The organism is Enterococcus sp. 1001283B150225_161107_E12 (assembly GCF_015556925.1).
GTDB classification, from domain to species: Bacteria; Bacillota; Bacilli; order Lactobacillales; family Enterococcaceae; genus Enterococcus_B; species Enterococcus_B mundtii.
Genome location: NZ_JADNNI010000010.1, coordinates 100,391 through 120,447 on the forward strand (window position 1 = coordinate 100,391; position 20,057 = coordinate 120,447).

Sequence of the window (20,057 nt, forward strand, 5' to 3'; positions counted from 1 at the left end):
TGACTTTCACTTTAAAGATGATCGTACGAGTTTTCGTATCACTGATCTTGCCATATTCGGCCGTGATCGTACCGTCTTTGTAACTTAGATTGGTCGGTTGGGGATCATCCCCTTCGCTGGTCAAACTACCTTCCACATAGGTCAAGCCTTTTGGTAAATTATCTGTTACTGTCACTTTGCTTAAAACACCATTAGTTATTTTGTTGCGAAAAGTGATACGATATTCAATTTCCTCCCCAAGTTTTGGTGATTGATTATTGACCGTTTTCGTACTTTCCAATTCTCCTGGTGTTTCAACAGGTGTCACAGGAACTTCAGGTTCAATCGGTGGGTTCACGTCATCGTCGACGATTGCTTGATTGATGATCGCTTGTCCTGCGACCGCTTCTTCATTCACTCGGACTTTAAAAGTGATTGATCGCGTAGCTGTATCAGTGATTTTTGGATATACAGCAGTTACTTTTCCATTCACTACAGTCATTGATGTTGGTTTAGGATCATTGCCACTACTTGCGATACTATTTTCGACATACGTCAAGCCTTTAGGCAAGCTATCCGTGATCGTCACTTGATTCAGCACACCATTTTCTACCGTATTCTTAAAGTTGATCGTATAGTCGATTTCTTCACCAAGCTTCGGCGATTGGTTATTGACCGTTTTCGTGCTTTCAAGCTTTCCTAGTAACTCTTCTTTTTCTACTTTTACTTCAACCACATTCGATTGATTCTCAAGTACTGTGTTGGTTGCTACATCTGCCCCTTGCACAGTTGCACGATTGGGGATCAATTGCTCGGCAACGGCTGTACCATTGATTTTCGCTTGGAATTCATACACTGTTTCAGTCGTCGTTCCTTTGTAACTGCCCCCTGTTGTAGCATTTGCGCCTTCACCAACACGAACAGTCATCGTCCGGTTAGCTGATGTATATTCTGCTTGATCATCGCCAGAAGCATCAGTTTTTTGACCAGCATTGGGACCACTCACGACTGATAAAGAGCCAGGAACATAATCCAAACGGCTATCTAAGACATCCTTAGACAACGTATTGACGGCTTCTGAATTTTCTTTTGTATTTTTCACGTGCACACGATAGGTGACTGTCTCTCCGATCTTGTAGGTCTCTTTAGGATTCACGATTTCTTTATTGACCTCTAGCTCAGGAATCTCAGCATTGACAGAGAAACCCACAGCATTCGTAGAGAAGTCATCGCCAATACTAGTCGTTCTGAAACTGATTTGATTTTGGCCATTACTGATCAGCCCCTCTGGTAGAGAAAGCCGATCGATATCGATATCCAAAAAGTTGGGATGTCCTGGATTGAACTGTCCAGGATACTTGTCAACCATATGTTGATCGTTATCAGAAACGGTGGCATTCATCACATTTCCTACAGGGTTGATCGTGTTGATGATATTGACAAAAGTTCCTGCACTATTTTTGATTTGCGCATTGTCACCAGTAAACAATTTATCCCCTTGTACAGTGAACCAGGTGACAATAGGTTCTAGTTTTCCTTGTTTGGCTGTAATAAAATCTTTCATGACAAACTCATTATTTGTCCCAGCTTTATTTCCTCTAGCACCGTAGTAAACATTGAATGCTCGAGAATGTTTTGCTTGATCTTTTGTTACGACAAATAGACTCCAGCCACTGAAATTATAGTATTGAGCTTTCTGGTTTAGCGCTTTTGTCATAGGGATATCAGCTAAGGTATAGCCACCAGTTCCACTGCCATCTCCTTGAATGATCGATGTCACATCTGCATAATTTGAAAAGCCTGTATTGTTATAGCCAAAGTATTGTCCAGGATCAGTTTTATCTTGGTCAATTCGATGATAATACTGAGGGGCAACTCTTTGTGATGTGCCATTTGGCGTAGTAAATTTGACTGGTGCACTGATTTCTTCATCCGAAAGATTTGTGCCAAATGTAGGGCCTTTATAACGAGAAGAACTCCAAAATAACCCCGCCCATGCAATCTCTTTCGCACCATCTAAATCGATATATGCGCGACTAGAATTATATGTTGTCGGGTCGCCATCTACATCAGCAAATTCTAAAACAAAGTTATTGATCGAATAGCCACTACTAGGCGCTTTAGTATTCAAGAAAATATTTGCTCGATACTCTTTTTCATCAAGGATCTTTAGATTAGTATTTCCTGTAGAAAAAAGTTCGCCTTTGTGCACACTATTATAGATTGGCTTTTCGAAGCCTCGTCCTGGTGTCGGCGCAAGTCGAGGGCCTTGAGCCATAGGTGCTTGAGGTAATCCAGGGTCGGGGTCCTCTGCTTCTTCACTTGTTGACTGTGATTCTTCTGTTTGTGTTTTTTCTGTTGGCACAGTCGATTCTGACTCTGATGTTGTTTCTTTGGTTGGTTGACTGGGTATCGATGATTCTGGTTGTGCGGTAGATTCTTGTATAGGTGATGAGGTAGTGCTAGTTGGTGCAAGTTCTTTTTTTGGAAAATTGAGCTTGAGCTCACCTAATTTGTTTTCTGATTGTTTGATCTCAGCTGCTAATTGATCTACGGATCGATTCGTTTGTTCCCCGGTGATGGAAAGTTTTCTTGTTTCATTTGGTTGAAGGGTAGCAATTCGTAATTGGGTTCCTTCTGCTTTTTCCATCTTTTCAAACGAAACGATTGGATCGGTTGATTCGACTAACTTCTGATTATTTTTTAGTGTTTGCTCATCAAATTTAACAGGTGTATCGTTTTCATTTTTTTGATGGATGATCAACTGATTGATGGGTGCCTCACTTTTGTTCGTCACTTCATACGTCACATCCACTAATTGCTGGTTCTCCGTATTCGCTTCAGCATCTGCTTTGATCGATAAACTTGGAGAGTCGAATACATTCTCATTCGGTGGTGCCACCCCTTCAGCAAACACACTCGTCACAGGCAGCAGATTCGCTACCAACAACATAACAACAGCTAAATAATTGAATGGAACTCTATACACTTTTTTCATTTTTAAAATAACCTCCTTCACCCCACTATATAATCGTTGTTTAAATAACACAAAGAAAACGGATTTGTAGATGAGTATTTTCTCATATATAAAATCACACACCATATATATACGCCTATAATACGAGTATTTTAGTGAAAAAAAGAAGGAGATTAATGACTAATATGCTATTTTATTTTCTTGAAAAAGAACTTTCTTCCTATATATATGTATAAAAAAACTACAAATCAAACTGCCTATTAAGCGAATCATTTCTCGTTGATACCAATTTTTTTTAGTAAAAGAAAGTGTGCAATGATTTACGTAAAGAAAGAAAAAGTCAGAAATTTCTAACTATAAAATGATTATAAATACTTATTTTAAAGGTAAAAGGCTGTATTCTCTCCTATTCAACCAACCGAATCTACAATTCACACACGTCATAACGTTATGAACAAAACGATAGATTGTTATGTCAATCAAAATTAAGAATTAGATACCCGCTGATTTTAGACAAATCGAATCATCTGTCTAGCTTAAGTTATTAGATATGTTATTAATGATATCATTCTTCACAAACCGATCCACTTTGAATTACTATTCAAAAAATTGTTTATATCATTGAATACAAAAGATAAAAAAAAACAAATATATACATATTTATTCCTGATTTATAATAACAAAATAAATAATAAACAGAGCGTAAATACCTAGTCATTAGATAACAATTTATAATCAATAAGAAAACTTTCCTCTTCTCTAATTGTCCATTAATTTTTATGTATGTTAGATTTCCATACTAACAACGTTATGTTTGAATATTTAAAGTCACTTAATTCTTTCTACAAAAAAAACCAAGCGACTCTTCCGTTCAGAAGTCTAGCTTGGCTTTTCGTATTGTTTATAAATTATCCAATAGTTTCTGAAATTCCTTCTGCAAGCGAAGCAATTTCTCTTGTGCAGAAGGTTGAGATTTATCCTTCACTGAATAATAAATCTTAAACTTCGGTTCTGTACCTGATGGTCGTAGACAGAACCATGAACCATCTGTGAATATATACTTCAAGACATTGGAAGTGGGTAGATCAATCGTAGATGATTGTTGATTTGGCGTCGTTCTTAGTGAAGTAGCGTAATCTTCTGTACAGGAAAGCACAAACTCTCCTAAGTGCGAAAATGATTGTTCTCTCAGACGATCCAGTCGTTGGTTCATTTGGATGATTCCATCTTTTCCGGAAAAAATCTGTGTTTCCAAATGTTCTTCATAGTAGCCGTATTCTTCATACAGTTCATGTAAGCGATCAATCAAATCGTGCCCTGATAAATGACGGTCTAACGCTGCTTCTGCTAATAATACCGCCGCTTGGATCGCATCTTTGTCTCTAACAAAAGGGGCGATCAGATAGCCATAACTTTCTTCGTACCCAAACAAAAAATCTTTCCCTTTTTGTTCTTCTGCCTGTTGGATTTGTTCCCCGATAAATTTGAACCCAGTCAACGTATTTCTCGTTTCGATTCCATGTGCTTGAGCAATTCTTGCACCTAGTTCCGAAGTGACGATCGTTTTGGCTATAAAGAAGTTCGTCAAGGATTGTTGGTTCTGTTGTTTACTTCGAATCAAGTAGTCCAGCAATAAAGCCCCGATTTGATTCCCTGTAAGAAATACTGGTTCTCCGTCTTTCAAAACCACGACACCTAAACGATCTGCATCTGGGTCCGTTGCTAATATCAACTGTGCCTCCTGTTTTTTTGCTTCTGTTAATGCCAGCGCAAAAGCCTCTTTATCTTCCGGATTAGGTGACGCTACTGTTGAAAAATCTGGATCAGGCAACGCTTGCTCTTTTATGACGTGGAGATTAGCAAATCCTAGTTGCTCAAATGCTTTTTGCATAAGAATATTTCCAGCTCCATGTAATGGCGTATAGATCATGTTAAGCTGCGAGCCAAATCGTCGGATGTTTTCTTTATTTTGAATGACTGCCGTCAACTGTTCTAAATAAAGAGTGTCGACTTCTTCACCAAAAAGATGAATCCGCTGAGCCTCTCTATAAACAGACAACGCGTCTGCTTCAATCGACAACTCATTGGGTCCATGCGCTAAAAGTTCTGTCAGTCTCTCTGCTGTTTCTAAAGTGATCTGCCCACCGTCTGGTCCATAAACTTTAAATCCGTTGTATTCTTTTGGATTGTGACTAGCCGTAATCATCACTCCGGCACACGCTTGATAATGGCGAACAAGAAACGACAATTGCGGGGTCGGACGTAAACAGTCGGATAAATAAACCTTGACTCCTTGACTGGCTAATACTCGCGCCGTCCATTCAGCGAATTCTTTTGAGCAATGACGGTTATCAAATGCGATCACTACGCCTTGTTGGCTTGCATTTTTTTCACGAATATAAGTAGCTAAACCAAAAGCAACTCGTTTGATCGTATAACTGTTCAGCCGATTCGTACCGACTCCAAGTTCCCCGCGCATCCCACCTGTGCCAAAGGACAAGTACTGATAAAAGCGATCTTCGATTTCTTGCGGGTCAGAAAGAGCCGTTAATTGCTCTTTCATCATTCCTTCTAAAGATATTTCATTTAGCCATTCTTGATATTTTTGTTGCCAGTTCATGGACGTTCTTCTTTCATTTGATCTAAAATCTCATTGATCGAAAGTGTACAGCCAGCCATTGATGTATCAGCTACACCGTAATACATCGTCAACTGATCGCCATCAAGTAATCCCCCACAGCCAAAGACAACATCCCCAAAGAAACCATTCTTTTCATAATCCGCTTCTGGTTCCATGATTGGCTGATGACTGCGCGCGATCACTTTTGTTGGATCTTCTAAATCTAACAGCGCGGCACCCATACAATAGCGATGTTGTGCTGTTGCGCCATGATAGATGATCAACCACCCTTGATCCGTTTTGATAGGCACTAGACCGCCGCCGATCCGACCGCTATCCCATGTATTTTCTCGAACACCTAACAGATGATGATGGTTCCCCCAACTCACTAAATCTGGTGAAGACGCAATCCAGATATCATAATTCCCAATACTTTTTAGCGACGGACGGTGTAACGCATAGTACTTCCCATTGATTTGTTCTGGAAAGATCAACACATCTTTATTTTCAGGCGCAAATATATTACCAAGATCTTGATAAGACTTGAAATCTTTCGTTGAAACTAAAGAATCACAGACCCCCATCGGTGAGACAGAACTAAAATTGACGTAGTAGGTATCGCCAATTTGCGTACAACGCGCATCTTCTATGCCGTATGTTTGGTATTCATTAAACGGATACAAAAAGGCATCTTCGTCGATCGTAAAATGATGTCCATCTTTACTCCGAGCAATTCGAATATAAGATAAAGAAGTCAAATATTCAAAACGATCTAACTGATCTTTTTTACGGATCATTCGTGGATCTTCAAAATCATAATTTTCATCCTCACGATCAAAAGATAAGATTTCCATCGTTTGCGTTGCTGGATCATAAACAGGCGCTTTGATCACCTTTGGACCTTCCGAGATTGGTCGCTCTGCGATTCTCAATAAGAGTAAGACTTCCCCTTGATAGTAAGCAACTCCCCCATTGAATGCACCAATCACTTCATATCCGTCGTGTAACGGTTTGATATCTTCTGGTGTAATCAATGGATTTTCATTAAAACGGTCTATTTTCATCTGTATTTACCTCTACTTAAATGGATTTTCGATTTCTAATTTTTGTGCGCCTGCATCACTGATCCCGGCATATAAAACACCATGCTCAGAAGACAGGTCCAAGCCTCCGCTAAAGACCACATCCACAAGATCCGGTCGTTTCGTCGGTCCTTTAGCAAAATCTTTTCTTTCCGCAAGGATGCGCACATCCTTCATTGCATGGTTTCTGCGATCAAAAGAAAAACGCATCGCATAATAATGGCGATCACCTTGCTCATCAAAATTCGCAATATGGCCTAAAACCCAAATCACTCCATCAATCTCAAAAATTTCATTTGCGCCGCCCCATTCTTCCTCAGAAAATTGATTCGCTAACAATGGCGCTTCTTCGATTTTTTGGATCGATAGATCAGCCAGCTGATCGATCAGACAAGCACCAATCTTGCCACGACCACCTTTTTCTCCTTGTGGACGTGTCATGACTAAAATTTCACCAGTTGACAATTGCTTCAAGCGTAAGTCTTTCATTCCCCATGGTCCTTCAAATAAGTGGTGGGCAGTTGCTGTATCTTCTAAGTGATAAAAAATGGTCCGCCATTGCGCCTGTCCTTCTGGCAAGAAAACAACTTCCACCCCACCTAAAATCACTTTCCCGTCGATCACCGTATAAAAAGGATCTTGTAATGGTAATTCGATGCCATCAGAAATCTTTGCCCACGTATTTTTAGCTGTTTCTCTAAACAAGTAGACGGTAGAATCTTCGCTCTCTCTAGCTTCCACACGCCCAGCTAATACGACTTCTCCCGCTAACTCAAAAGGTGCAGTAATGTTATAGACATCCTTCGTCCCCACACCTGTAAATGTCAAAAATTCCGCTTTTTTCATTTGTTCAGGCTTATTTTTTCGATAATCTTCAATTAAATTTTTTATTTTGATCATTGCTATTCCTTTCCAATCCAACAGCTTTTTGATGGCACGTTGACCCATTTACGATCCTCACTAAGCATCCCTTTGCCATAAATCGTTTGAACGTTTTCTGAGATATTCTGTTCTACAGATGACTCACTAAAATTCAGCACTACGGATAAATGCTCTACTTGATACCGTATACATCCTTTTTCCAACTGAATATTCGTAACTTCTTGAAAAGGCCCCTCCGCTTTACGCAAACGAATCAATTCTTGATAGACAGAAGAAATCAGTTCCCCTTCTGGATTTTTTGGGCTCGTCCCGATCCACCCAGGTCGTTGACTTTCTCCCCAAGGAATCATCCCCCGGGAACGGTCGCGATTCACTTCATTGGCGGCTGAAAGTGCCTGTCGTGTTTCCACAAAGAGGCATTGTTCATGGTATTTATTCTTCGCTTGAATGTCGCGAATCTCTGAAAGATGGGTCGGATAAAAATCGCTTACCCCTTGTTCTTCTCCTTGAAATAAGAAAGGCACACCCCGATTGATCAATAGAAAGACAGACAACAATTCATACGTCCCACGATCTTCTTGTGCCAACCGGTTCCACGAACGACTCATATCGTGACTATTAAAGAATAAAGTTGGAAGATGTTTACGTGCATTCATCTCTTGAAATTCGTGGGTCAATGTCGTTAGATCCAACGTTTCAATACTTCCTAAATTAAAGTTGAACGCCGTATCGAATCCTGCTTCTTCCACATAACTTGAAATCACTGATAACTGATCCGAACTGATCTCAGCCACTGTAAAAATATTTGGAGCGACTGTTTTGAGCCATTGATTCATTTCTTTAAGAACTGGCATCACTCCAGGCTGATTGACATCATAGAGATGCACCTGTTTCCCCTCTTCATCCCTAGGATTATCTGTAAAAGTATCATTCACCGTTAGATTATTGATCACATCAAAACGAAACCCATCCACACCCATGTCCAGCCAAAAAGACAAGACATCATAGATTGCCTGCTTCACTTCAGGATTCTGCCAGTTCAAATCCGCCTGCTCTTCTGCAAAACTGTGATAATAATACTGATTGGTTCGGTGATCCAGCTTCCAGGCACTCCCCCCAAAAAAGCTTTCCCAATTATTCGGCTGATCTCGCCAAATATACCAATCTCGTTTTGCACTCGCTTGGCTCGCACTGGATTCGATAAACCACGGATGTGCCGTTGATGTGTGATTCAAAACCACATCAATAATGACTTTTATCGATAATGCATGTGCTTCTTCCAAAAGTGATCGAAAGTTTTCCAAACACCCATATTGCGGATCAACCGCACAATAATCCGAAACATCATACCCATTATCGACTCTTGGCGAAGGATAAAATGGTGTGAGCCATAAGGCATCGATGCCACATTCTTTTAGGTAAGGCAACTTTCCTCTAACACCATCGATATCCCCAATCCCGTCGCCATTACTATCTGCAAAAGAAGCGAGATAGATTTCATAAAAAACTGCATTTTTCCACCACATTGTTCTGTCCTCTTACTTCAATGTAAATTGCATACCATCTTGGAATCGTTTTGAGAAAATCAAAAACAAAACGATCAATGGTAAAGTCAACAATATTGACGCCGCATACATCGGTCCTGGAAACGTGCCATACGGGCCGAACATTTGCGAAATCAAGACATTCAACGTCACTGTACTATCACTTTTCGACACGATCATATCCCACAATAAATTCGTCCAACGATCCGTAAACAAGAACAAGAAAATCACCGTCGTAATCGATTTAGACATCGGCAACACGACTTTGAACAAGACTTGCATCTCCGTTGCACCATCTAGCTTCGCCGCTTCAATCAATGTATTGGGAATCGCTTTGAAAAAGTTCGTATACATAAAAATTGCCCATAAACTGATCGCTGTAGGAATGATCATTCCTGCATATGAATCCAGCAAGCCCACTCTTGTCACCATTAAAAACTGCGGGATCAGTAAAATGATTGCTGGAAAAAACATTTGGAAAAGAATAAAATTGTTTACTAATTTTTTCCCTTTAAACTCGATCTTTGCCAACACATAACCGACCATCAAAGCAAACAACATCATTAAAACAGTTGCTACCGTCGCCACAATCGTCGTATTGACAAAAGCCCCCAACCACGGAACATCCGCAGAAGTCGGTGAACCTCCGAAAAGCCACGTCCAAGAACGTAAACTAAAATCTGTTGGGATAATGCGACGATCCACTTGATCCCAAACTGCAAAAGAATGCATGACTAAGTACACAAAAGGAAACGTCATGATCAGCATCACGAGGGTCGTTACAAGATAAAGAATCGTATTTTTGCCTTTTGTCCGTTTATGACCAACCATTTTTCTCCCCCCATTTTTCTAATAGTTTACGAATCACACCAATCGAAGCAAACGTCACCACTGAAGCCATTAACGCGACTGCTGAAGCATACCCCGAGCGAAGATTGACAAATGCTTGATTATAGATTTCCATTTGCCACGTATTCGTAGCAAAATTCGGCCCGCCACCAGTCAATTGATACACTTCCGTAAAGATCCCAAAACTAATCCCCACAGCAAGCACCGTCACTGTAAAAAATGCAGGATAAAGCATGGGAAACGTGATCTTCCAAAAACGCGTCCATGCACTTGCGCCATCGATCGCCGCAGCCTCATAGACTTCTTTATTGATATTTCCCAAACCAGAAATCAAGATCAACACATAATAGCCAGACATCTTCCAAGCAATCATCAGTGAAACAATAAAAATCGACGTCTGAGGATTACCCAACCAATCAATATCCCAACCCATTCTCGTACGTAAAAACGTATTAAAAGGGCCATTGTACGAAAGCAATCCTTTCACGATCAATGAGGTCACGACCCCACTCGAAAGATAAGGTAAGAAGAACGCTACCATGTACAAGCCTTTAAACTTAGGCAAACTATTCACTAGCAACGCAATCGTCATCGATAAAATCAAAGCCATCGGAACAAAGACCAGTAGAAATTTATAGGTCACCACAAATGCTGCTCGAATCGCCGGACTATGAAACGCATCAATAAAATTTTTGAAACCAACAAATTCAACCGTTGGTGAAATCATATTCCAACTTGTCAGCGCTAACCAAAACGACCATAAAAGCGGTAATAAAAAGAAGATGACAGTAAAAATCAGGTATGGGCTGGTAAATAACCAGCCCAACTTTGTATTTTTGTTCATTATTGAAGCGCCCCTTCGACCGCTGATTTGGCATCTGCTGTTGCAGTTTTCGCATCCTTTTCTCCACGAATCACTGGTACCCACGCTTGTTCACCAAAAGCTTGTTGAATCTCATTGAATTTTTCATTATCCATTGCCGGGACAGCAAACGGAACATTTTCTGCGTATACTTTCATCGCTGGATTCTCTTCAAAGTATGCAGCAAAAATTTCATTTTCTTTCGCATCGTCTCTCGCAGGGATCAATGACGTCATTTCTAGTAACTTCATGTCATGTTCATCATCCGAATAAACAAATTCTAAGAACGCCATCGCAGCTGCCTGTTCTTCTTCTGTCGCTTGCGCATACATCACGATCCCTTTCGCATCTGCGTAAGTCGAAACTTCTTCCACATCTGCTAAAGCATCAGGCACAACAGGTGTCGTCACTGTGTAGTTTTCACCAAACGTCAACTCAGGATATTTTTCGTCCCAATTCGGGAATGTCCACGGACCAAGATCAGTCATGATACTATCCCCATTTTCAAACGGATCAGTCGCTTCCCCTGTTCGCAAAACATTCGCATCTGCTAATTGACTCATCAACTCAAATACATTCGTCATTGCAGCCTCATCCACAGAAAACTTCTCATTTTCTACAAAACTGCCACCTTCACTCGCCGCATTGTACAACGGAAAGAAATCAAACCAACGCATCCAAGCTGTTGGGTCAGACAAGTCTCTTTTCGCCCATAATGCTTTATCTGTTTCCTGAACCTTTTCTACAACCTCTAACAATTCAGAATACGTTTTTGGAACCTCAGAAAAGCCAAGTTCTTCTAGTAAATCAATGCGCCAACCAAATAAAATCGGGTTTGAATACACTGGTAATACATATTGACTATCGTCAGAAAATTTCCAGCTTTCAATCGTTTGATTCATATGTCTTGCTTCCACGATCGAATCAAATCCATTTTGTTGATTCAATGGTAAGATCGCTTCACTGGCCGCCAATTGTGCCGCAAAACTACGGTTCACATTTTCAGACAACGTCGGTGCTGTATTCGATGCAATTGCACTTTGGATCGTCGCTTCAGAAGATGGACTTTCTTTCATCTGGGTCACTTCGACTGTGATCTCGTCATTTTGTGCTTCGAATTCTGTCGCCATTTCTTGCCAATATCTCAATTGCGTCGGATTAGGTGCCGCCCAAAAAGTGATTTTCGTTTTCCCATCATCTGAGCCGGAATCCCCACTCGTTGATTGATTGCCACAGCCCGCAAGTAAAACAGTTCCTGCTAATACAGTCGTAAGTCCCAAAAATATTTTCTTCATCTTCATGAATCTTCCTCCTTGGTTTGTAAACGGTTTCTTATAACTGCGCCAATCATACCATCCGTAATTACGTTTGTCAAAATTACGTAATTAACATTACAAAGTTACATTTGTAATCTTTATAGGTGATTATTTTAGATGTACTATGTTATAATCAATGTAAACATTACGAGAAATTAGGTGAACTTATGAAAAAAGCTTCGATGCAAGACATCGCTGATGCACTAGGAATCTCTAAAAATTCCGTTTCGCAAGCACTACGAAACAAACCAGGCGTCAGCCAGCAAACCAAACAATTAGTAAAAAATAAAGCCGACGAATTAGGCTATCGTTACCAGACCGTCACAGAAGACACCACCATGAGCTTTCTTTTGATGGCAACCGAATTTGCCTTTTCCCAAACAAGTTTCTTCGGCGAAATCGTGAAAAGCGCAGAATCTGCCGCACAACGCGCACATATCAAATTAGACACGTATACCTTAACCGATGAAATACTACAACAAATGATCCTGCCAGAACACATCAATGAATATGACGGTATTTTAGTGCTTTCTCATAGTAACAATGACTACATAAAACAAGTGATTGCTACAGGAATCCCCGTAACTTTGATTGATCATCACGATCCAGAATTACTCGCAGATGCCATTTTGTCCAAAAATACCGACGGCACGTTCCAAGCCATTTCATTACTCATTGCGAACGGCATGAAACGAATTGGCTTCATCGGCGATACCTCCTTTTCGCCAAGCTACCTCGAACGCTACCGCGGCTACCATCGCGCCTTAGCAGAACACGGCATCTCGCAAGAACCAGAAATCGAGATCACCGAAATCGAAGAATCCCAAGGCGCTTTGTTCAGTCGCCTAAAAAGCATCGAGCAAATGCCCGATGCTTGGTTTTGTGTCAATTCCGGATTAGCCTTTATGCTCAACAGCTATCTCCAATCCGCTGGCTATACAATACCAGATGACATCAGTATCATTTGTTTTGACGAAACAGAATTCACACGCATGGCGATCCCACGATTGACCAACGTTGCCACCAACTTGGAATTCATGGGCCAACTCGCCATCCGAACCTTGTTACACCGCATCAATCATCCAGACGAACCGATTATCCATCAACAGATCGTACCGGAGTTGAATATTTGGGGGTCGGTGAGGATAGTGGATAAATGAAGGAACCGCTGGACAGCTAGAGGGAAAGGGGCTGTTCAGCGGTTTTTTGTGTGATCTTTTGACTAAGAGATGCATCTACTTTTCTTATTACCAATATCCAGTTTAATGAATAGTACATGATTTTGTAATCACTTGCTTGGACAATTGAAAAGTAAACGGGATTTTTTCTTTGTTTTTTGGAATTGGTGAAATTATTTTTGTAAAGTATGTATCCTCTTCTAATGGAAGTTCCTGTTTTTTAAAATAAACAATCGGTACTTCTTTTTCATGAACACTCTCTGGATATCGAATAGAACCCGTTATTTCAATCTGCTCACTCGATAATCTTACTTGTTTAAAGGTTATTTTAGGTAAGTAATGGATAAACTGCTCGATTCCATACTCCTTTACTAATGACTTCTTATATTTCAATTCTTTAGCTTCCCTTACTAGCTTAAAAAAATCGATTTCTAAATTAGTTGGTACTTCTTCTTTAGAAATATTTTTATACTTGATAAGATTGATTCCCTGAGAAAAATAAAACTGATCGTTCTCATAAATAGATAACAAAACAGATTCTCCTGAAGCAATTCCCATTTCATTTCTTCTTTTATTTGGTATCTCTTTAAATAGAAAGATTTGTCCACTTACAGATGTGATTTTTTTCAACTAATCTCAACTCCCTATAGATTACTATTTATCATTTGAAGAAATTCATATTCACCAAGTAGTTGAATCGACTGTCCATTCTTTAACAGTTTTTCCGCTTTTTTTATCTTTGCTGATTTCCCCCCTTCCCCAACAACCCGTAGATCTTGATCCCCCATTACTAAATAATGTGTATTTTTTGTTACTCCCTTTTCTGGGATACCACCACAACCAGCCAGTTTCTCCATCGCCTCAACTCTAGTTAAACTCTTCAATTTTCCTGTAAAACAAGCACTTTTTTGAAAAAAAACATGAGTAGGATCAATTGATTCTCCTTCCACTGAATCAATGATTGATTGAATTTGGATAACTGACAAGTGTGATTTTGAACTTTTTAAAAACCCCCGTCTTGAAAATCCATTAATTTCACCAAATTTTTTATAATTTGCTGCTGATATCAACTCTTCAATACTAGAAAACTGATTTTCTTTACATAAGTACAAAATAAGAGTCGCACAAGCTGCTGCATCTTCTAAAGCATGATGATGCTCGAATGTAAAATCAATCAACTCAGCTAAATGATTAAGCTTATAACTCAGCGCCTTTACGTATTGTATCGATAAATAATAACTATCAAAATACTCTCTATTAAAATTTGTAATACCATACCTCTCATTAGAATCCTTGATGACGCCCATATCAAATGGGGCATAGTGAGCGACCAATGGAAGTCCCTCAGTAAACCTTAGAATATCATTTGCTATTTGTGCATAGTTTCTTTCACCATCCACCATCTCTGGCGTAATTCCATGAATGTAAATATTATAACTATCAAATTCTGTTTCAGGATCAATCAATGAATAGTAGGTGTCTGTGATTTTGCCATTTTCAACCTTTACCATCCCTACAGAACATGCTGAGGCACGATATTGGTTCGCAGTTTCAAAATCAATAGCGACAAAATTTATACTCATCTAATTCTCCTCCATTTTGTAAATATTTTTTTAATTTTCAATATTTAGAACATGCACTCTTTAATACATCCACAAACGATTGTAACCATTCTCATTTTAAAAAAACTTCATTCATCACAAAGTTTATTAGAAATATTTTTTGCGTCTTTTCTAATGTAATATTTCATCTAGCTTATACCATTCATCAGTATTCCTGATAAAAACTCTCCCGATAACTCGCTACTTTCTCATCCCTTATTGTTGCTACGTCTCTTTAAACAAGGATCATTTAAGATAGCTAATTTAGAAAGGCTAGACGAAATATCTTTGACACATAGATTCTTGCAATAGAATTGAATATCCATATACAAGAAAACCATACAATCACCATAACGATTTTTTATCTTGTCAACCATTTTGAGCCCTTCAGGACATAATAATTTTATGTTTTTAGTATAGGTGTAAAATCAACCACAATCTCAAGCTATCAACTAAGATTGTGGTTATCAATAATTGAAATAGTCGTATTTATAACTTTAGTATTTAGTTTTTTATATAATTGTTTGTCACCAATAATATAGAATTCTTCCTTTGCACGTGTGACAGCTACATTCATGAGGTTTGGCGCTGTGACTGCCCATTTTGCAGCTCCTTTACTACTAGAATCTGCCCCTAATACAAAATAGATAATTTTTGCTTCTTTTCCTTGAAATGTATGAACAGTGCCTATATTAACTGGTTTATTATTTTCTCTCTTTGTGAATCCTATTTTTGCTAGTTCTTTAGCTAATCGATACGCAACATTTTTAAAGGGAGTGATAATGTATATCTCATCCCATAATTTTGGGTCTAACTGCTTATAGCTTAAAATCTTGTCTTTCAGATTATCAGCTTGTTCTTTTACAAATTTGTCATTCGCTTTACCACTAATATCTATCCATTTTGCCTTACCTACCGCTTCCTCCACAGACTTTCCTTGAACCATTAATCCATCATAAGAAATTTCATTTGAGATAGAGAACATAGGATTACTTGACCTTCGCTGAACCCACAAAGGAATACCTATCCATTGATCATCTTTTTTATAAAAACCATACTGACTAGTTTCATCAATGAGTGTTTGGGTAGAAGCATGGGCAGAAACAAACCTCTCATCTACGTTATGGTATTGACCAATCAAGTTCAGTACGTTGGAATCCAATGTTAGAACTGGTGGTATTTGGGAAGGATCTCCAACAGCAAGAACTTTCTTACTTCTAAATATTGCACCTACACTTGCCTGTGGTAATGCTTGCCCTGCTTCATCAATAAATAAATTAGCAATCGTATTTTCTGGTAAAAAATTGAACATTCGTCCAAAACTGGCAAATGTTGTACTAATAACTGGAATGGCAAAATTGATCCATTGCCAAGCTTCAATCAACAACTCTTGCCCGTTTTGTTTAGTAATATATTCATTTTTTCTTTTCCAGATTTCCAACGCAGCACCTAAGTTTTTTCTATTCTCATATAAAAATTGCTTTTTAACCGCTAGCGCTTTAATAAATAATTCAGATTGTTTGATACGAAATTCTTTAGTAAACCAAGGATTAGAAAGTTGAAGCTCGTCATATGTTTTTGTGAAGTCAAGTGGCTCTATATTGTTTTCTTCTATTTTCTTACTAAGAGAATCAATTTGTTTTTTTTCTCGTATCAGCTTCAACTCTCCTTGTTTCAATCCATTTTCAATAGTATTTTTCGTAATTTCGAATTGTTCAGTCTTAGAATCTTTCTCAAACTTATTACGATCATTCAATATTACCATTTTATTTATTTGATTCTTCAATTGGTTTCTTTGATCTGTAATATTGCATAAATTACTCCTAGCTTGATCAAGGGTTTGATTGTAATACTCTACTTCACTTTTCTTGAAAAATTTTTTCAACCACATTAAGCGTGGTTTTTGCGATTGTATGATTTCAATATTTCTTTTTGCTTCAGTATAAAATAACTCTTTTTTATCTAATAACTCTTGATTATGCTTCAACCTATTCCCAATATTTTTTATCTCTGTATTTAGCCTTTCTAGTTGTTCCTTAAAATCAATAGCTAAATTATTGATCGTTTCAATCTTCTTTATTCTCTCTGAATCATAAGATTTCTTTTCAATTTCATATTCGCTTTTCAAGAGAGAGAGACGACTCATCTCTTTATAACATTTTTGAACCCTATTCCGTTCTTCTAACACTTTTTTATAAAATTTCGTAAATTCTTTGTACACTGGCTCGTTATCACTATACTCCTCTTTTAAGTATTTTGTGATGAACTCAATATTGAGCAACAAATTACTCATATTATCAGATTTTCCACCTTCAAGTGAAAAGCAACCCCAATTCTTATCATCTGATTTTTCAATCTTAATTTCACGAATTATTTTGTCTTCTTGATCCTTATTACTAATCCAATATTCATTAAATTTTGAATTAGAAATGTTTGAAAAATAGTCTATCTCTGCTATTTTTTCTTTAAACTCGTTTGATACTTTTTCCCATTGCGGTAATTCATTCACAATATTTTTTAGCGCTCCATTATTAGAACTAGCCACAACCATATTTTTATCTGAAATTTGCCTAGGTAAATAACCAATTCTAGCATTCTTCCAGTAGATAGCACCTTTCTTTTGTTCTTTTGTGAAGAGTTCACATATTTCTACCGCTTGTTGTACAACCAAATCAGCAAATATGTCTTTGAGAAGAGTTGTTTTACCTGTGCCAGGTGGTCCATTAACACTGCGAATAGTATTTTTGTCATTTAAAGCCAAATTAACTGCTACTTGTTGCATTAGTGAAAGTGAATATTCAGAATTACTAGGAAATCTACCTAAAGGATAGTTTTTTGGTTGCAAAATTTCTTGAAAACTCTCTGGATTAAAACGAAAAGATTCTACTTTACTATCTAAATTAATCTTAGTCCCCGAACCCCCGTTTAAGTACCGTTTAAAATTATTGGTTTCAATAGATTTTGCTTTTTCAAGGTCGTCTATAAAAAATGAATGAAGATTTACATCACCATGTTCTAAATCTTCGATAAATCCATAACAACAATTTTCCACATTTACTTTATATTGTCTTAACAAGTCTGTAAAAAAACGATTAAATTCTTTATCCTCAAATTTTTTACTTAAATCGTCACGTAAACTACTCTCAGCATTAAAAAAATCTTTTGGAAATTCATTTTTGTAACGTATGTACCCACTGATAGTAAAAAATAATTTTTCAGGAATAAAATTCAGTTTGTGGTCAAAATAAAGAGCAAAAGTGAACTTATCGGAATTAGTTGTTTCTTCATCAGTAGATGAAATATTATACTTTTCACGCAATATATCTATCACTTCTTGAAAATCAAAAATATCAAAGTAAATAACTAATCCAGATTTACTGAATTGTTTATCCGTTTTATTGCGCAGTTTTTTATTTTTATTGAGAAATATAGAGAAATTCTCTTCAAGATGATCCATTTCATTCAAATTCAAAGTTCTATATCTACTATCTTCTTTTGCTATCGATCCCTCGGATAATTGTTCGATAGTAATCCAAGCATTTAATATATCATTCTTATTATTCATGATGCCCTCCAAATTATCAAAAAAGAACGTTCCTATTAGAATTTTTGTCACTTCATTTTGTATATTTCACATGTTAATTACTTATAAGTAGAATAATAATTCACTTCTTCTATTATCAAATTATATAGTTATAATAACTATTATCTAATAAATTAATTTATTTTACAAATTTTTATAGAAATAGGTAAGAAAAGAGGTTTTATTGGTTGTATAAGGATTAGAATACACAAATTCATTATTCCCCCTTATATAAAAATAGTTCTTAAATTAAGAGAAAAAAATTAGATACACCTATATTCAGGTGTATCTGGTTTATACTATGCTAATAGTCTTTACGAATCCAATCATTTTAAGAATTACCTAATATATTAATTGACAGTTATTATTTTGCTAAAGCTCGATTCGCAAAAGTTTTGCAAAAAATCTATCTTTTTGTTTAAATCATTAATTTGTCATCTTATTTAACAAGTTATCATTTCCTCAATTTTTCATATTTTGAACTATTCTATCTCACCCCTGATTTTCATCACTTCTTTATCAAAATCAGAAACAATTTTTTTATGCTTATTGAACTCCTTTAGTCTTAGCTATCGCTACATCCGATTGTAAAATCCGTACATCTGGTGAGTGTTTCCAAGTTGTAAGTCCCATATTTTCTTTCGTTTTATCCGCTTTATCATAAACGACTTCTGCGGCTGTTCTTCCTGTAATCGCATAGTGGAATTTGTTTTGTACAGTTGCATAAAATTGCTTTGTTACCTCTTCATTTTTATCATAATCATAAGAAATTTCTGCAAAAACATCAGTGATTTGTTGCCAAATACGGCGCTCACTTGCACGAATTAAACGAACTGTTTCGAGTAGCTCTCAGAAGTAGTCTTTACTAAACGCGTGTTCACCTTGTTTCATTCGTTCGACATCAATTTTAAATCCTTTTCGAATATAGTCTTTTAAGACATCCGTTGCCCAAATACGAAATTGTGTTGCTTTTTGCGAGTTGACTCGGTAGCCAATAGAAATGATTGCATCTAAATGATAGTATTTGACTTTTTTGTTTGCGTTTTACCTTCAATTGCACCATGTTGAGTGGTATTTTCCAAAATGGAAACAACCACTTCTTCAGCTAATTCACCAGAATCAAATATATTTTTCAGATGTTTACTAATTGCCGGAATGCCAACATCAAAAAGTTTTGAAATTGTCTTTTGTGTAGCCCAAATGTGTTCATCTTGCACCACTACTTCCACTTCTTCACTGTCTTCATACATCAAAAAATTGGATTTCATCCAACTTGATTTATTCTCCCTTCTTGATCCCATCTGTATTTTATTAAAATAGTTGCTAAATTTGTCACGATACTTGATTCAGATCATATGTAACTCGAACGAACATTTTTCTTACTTGGTAACTCACCTAAAATATGATCTTCAACTGATTTATTTGTATTATAGTAAAAAATCGCGTCCCTTATATATACGCCAAATAATGCGACGAAATTATAGTAGGTATTATTATTTACAAAAAAGAGAGTGGGACAATAATCAGAAGAAAAGCTGATTATCGTCCCACTTTTTTTGCATATTTTTGAATTTAAGGAACACA

Annotated in this window: 13 protein-coding genes and 2 pseudogenes; 1 reads left to right on the forward strand and 14 read right to left on the reverse strand. The window is 37.4% G+C overall.

What is annotated here, in order from left to right:
- From I2F89_RS15505 to I2F89_RS09460, 8 genes are all read right to left on the reverse strand, one after another.
- Positions 1 to 2,977 (reverse strand): isopeptide-forming domain-containing fimbrial protein (locus I2F89_RS15505; protein ID WP_229078095.1); only part of this gene is annotated, 2,977 nt, incomplete at its 3' end.
- Positions 2,978 to 3,857: 880 nt separating this feature from the next.
- Positions 3,858 to 5,576, reverse strand: a complete 1,719-nt coding sequence (locus I2F89_RS09430) for a phospho-sugar mutase (RefSeq protein WP_195514252.1) — start codon at positions 5,574 to 5,576, stop codon at positions 3,858 to 3,860.
- On the reverse strand, positions 5,573 to 6,640 hold the full coding sequence (locus I2F89_RS09435) for a glycoside hydrolase family 130 protein (RefSeq protein WP_195514253.1): 1,068 nt from the start codon (positions 6,638 to 6,640) through the stop codon (positions 5,573 to 5,575). Before I2F89_RS09435 ends, I2F89_RS09430 begins: the two co-directional genes overlap by 4 nt.
- Positions 6,641 to 6,652: 12 nt before the next feature.
- A complete protein-coding gene (locus I2F89_RS09440) occupies positions 6,653 to 7,606 on the reverse strand; it encodes a DUF1861 family protein (protein WP_229078096.1) in 954 nt (317 codons plus the stop codon).
- A complete protein-coding gene (locus I2F89_RS09445; RefSeq protein WP_195514255.1) occupies positions 7,561 to 9,066 on the reverse strand; it encodes an alpha-amylase family glycosyl hydrolase in 1,506 nt (501 codons plus the stop codon). The genes I2F89_RS09440 and I2F89_RS09445 overlap by 46 nt, the downstream gene beginning before the upstream one ends.
- A 12-nt stretch (positions 9,067 to 9,078) precedes the next feature.
- Positions 9,079 to 9,915: a carbohydrate ABC transporter permease gene (locus I2F89_RS09450; protein WP_195514256.1), complete on the reverse strand. Its 837-nt coding sequence runs from the start codon at positions 9,913 to 9,915 to the stop codon at positions 9,079 to 9,081.
- Entirely contained in the window at positions 9,902 to 10,777 is an 876-nt protein-coding gene (locus tag I2F89_RS09455; RefSeq protein ID WP_229078097.1) for a carbohydrate ABC transporter permease, read from the reverse strand. Before I2F89_RS09455 ends, I2F89_RS09450 begins: the two co-directional genes overlap by 14 nt.
- Entirely contained in the window at positions 10,777 to 12,096 is a 1,320-nt protein-coding gene (locus I2F89_RS09460) for an ABC transporter substrate-binding protein (protein WP_074799806.1), read from the reverse strand. The genes I2F89_RS09455 and I2F89_RS09460 overlap by 1 nt, the downstream gene beginning before the upstream one ends.
- Positions 12,097 to 12,278: 182 nt before the next feature.
- Here I2F89_RS09460 and I2F89_RS09465 point away from each other — a divergent pair, with 182 nt between their 5' ends.
- Positions 12,279 to 13,271: a LacI family DNA-binding transcriptional regulator gene (locus tag I2F89_RS09465; protein ID WP_195514257.1), complete on the forward strand. Its 993-nt coding sequence runs from the start codon at positions 12,279 to 12,281 to the stop codon at positions 13,269 to 13,271.
- 102 nt (positions 13,272 to 13,373) lie between these two features.
- Here the strand turns inward: I2F89_RS09465 and I2F89_RS09470 are convergent, their stop codons facing one another.
- The 6 genes and pseudogenes from I2F89_RS09470 to I2F89_RS15510 form a co-directional block, all read right to left on the reverse strand.
- Positions 13,374 to 13,919 carry a hypothetical protein gene (locus I2F89_RS09470; RefSeq protein ID WP_071866934.1) on the reverse strand — a complete coding sequence of 182 codons (546 nt, stop codon included), beginning with the start codon at positions 13,917 to 13,919 and terminating at the stop codon, positions 13,374 to 13,376.
- A 14-nt stretch (positions 13,920 to 13,933) separates the two neighbouring features.
- Entirely contained in the window at positions 13,934 to 14,872 is a 939-nt protein-coding gene (locus I2F89_RS09475; protein ID WP_081367436.1) for an exonuclease domain-containing protein, read from the reverse strand.
- Between the two features lie 466 nt (positions 14,873 to 15,338).
- Positions 15,339 to 18,455 carry an AAA domain-containing protein gene (locus tag I2F89_RS09480; RefSeq protein ID WP_229078098.1) on the reverse strand — a complete coding sequence of 1,039 codons (3,117 nt, stop codon included), beginning with the start codon at positions 18,453 to 18,455 and terminating at the stop codon, positions 15,339 to 15,341.
- A gap of 564 nt (positions 18,456 to 19,019) precedes the next feature.
- Positions 19,020 to 19,478 (reverse strand): annotated as a pseudogene (rhuM, locus tag I2F89_RS15770) (RhuM family protein).
- Between the two features lie 5 nt (positions 19,479 to 19,483).
- Positions 19,484 to 19,741, reverse strand: a complete 258-nt coding sequence (locus tag I2F89_RS15775; protein WP_416379328.1) for a hypothetical protein — start codon at positions 19,739 to 19,741, stop codon at positions 19,484 to 19,486.
- 83 nt (positions 19,742 to 19,824) lie between these two features.
- A pseudogene (locus I2F89_RS15510) lies at positions 19,825 to 20,057 on the reverse strand (hypothetical protein); the annotation flags it as partial.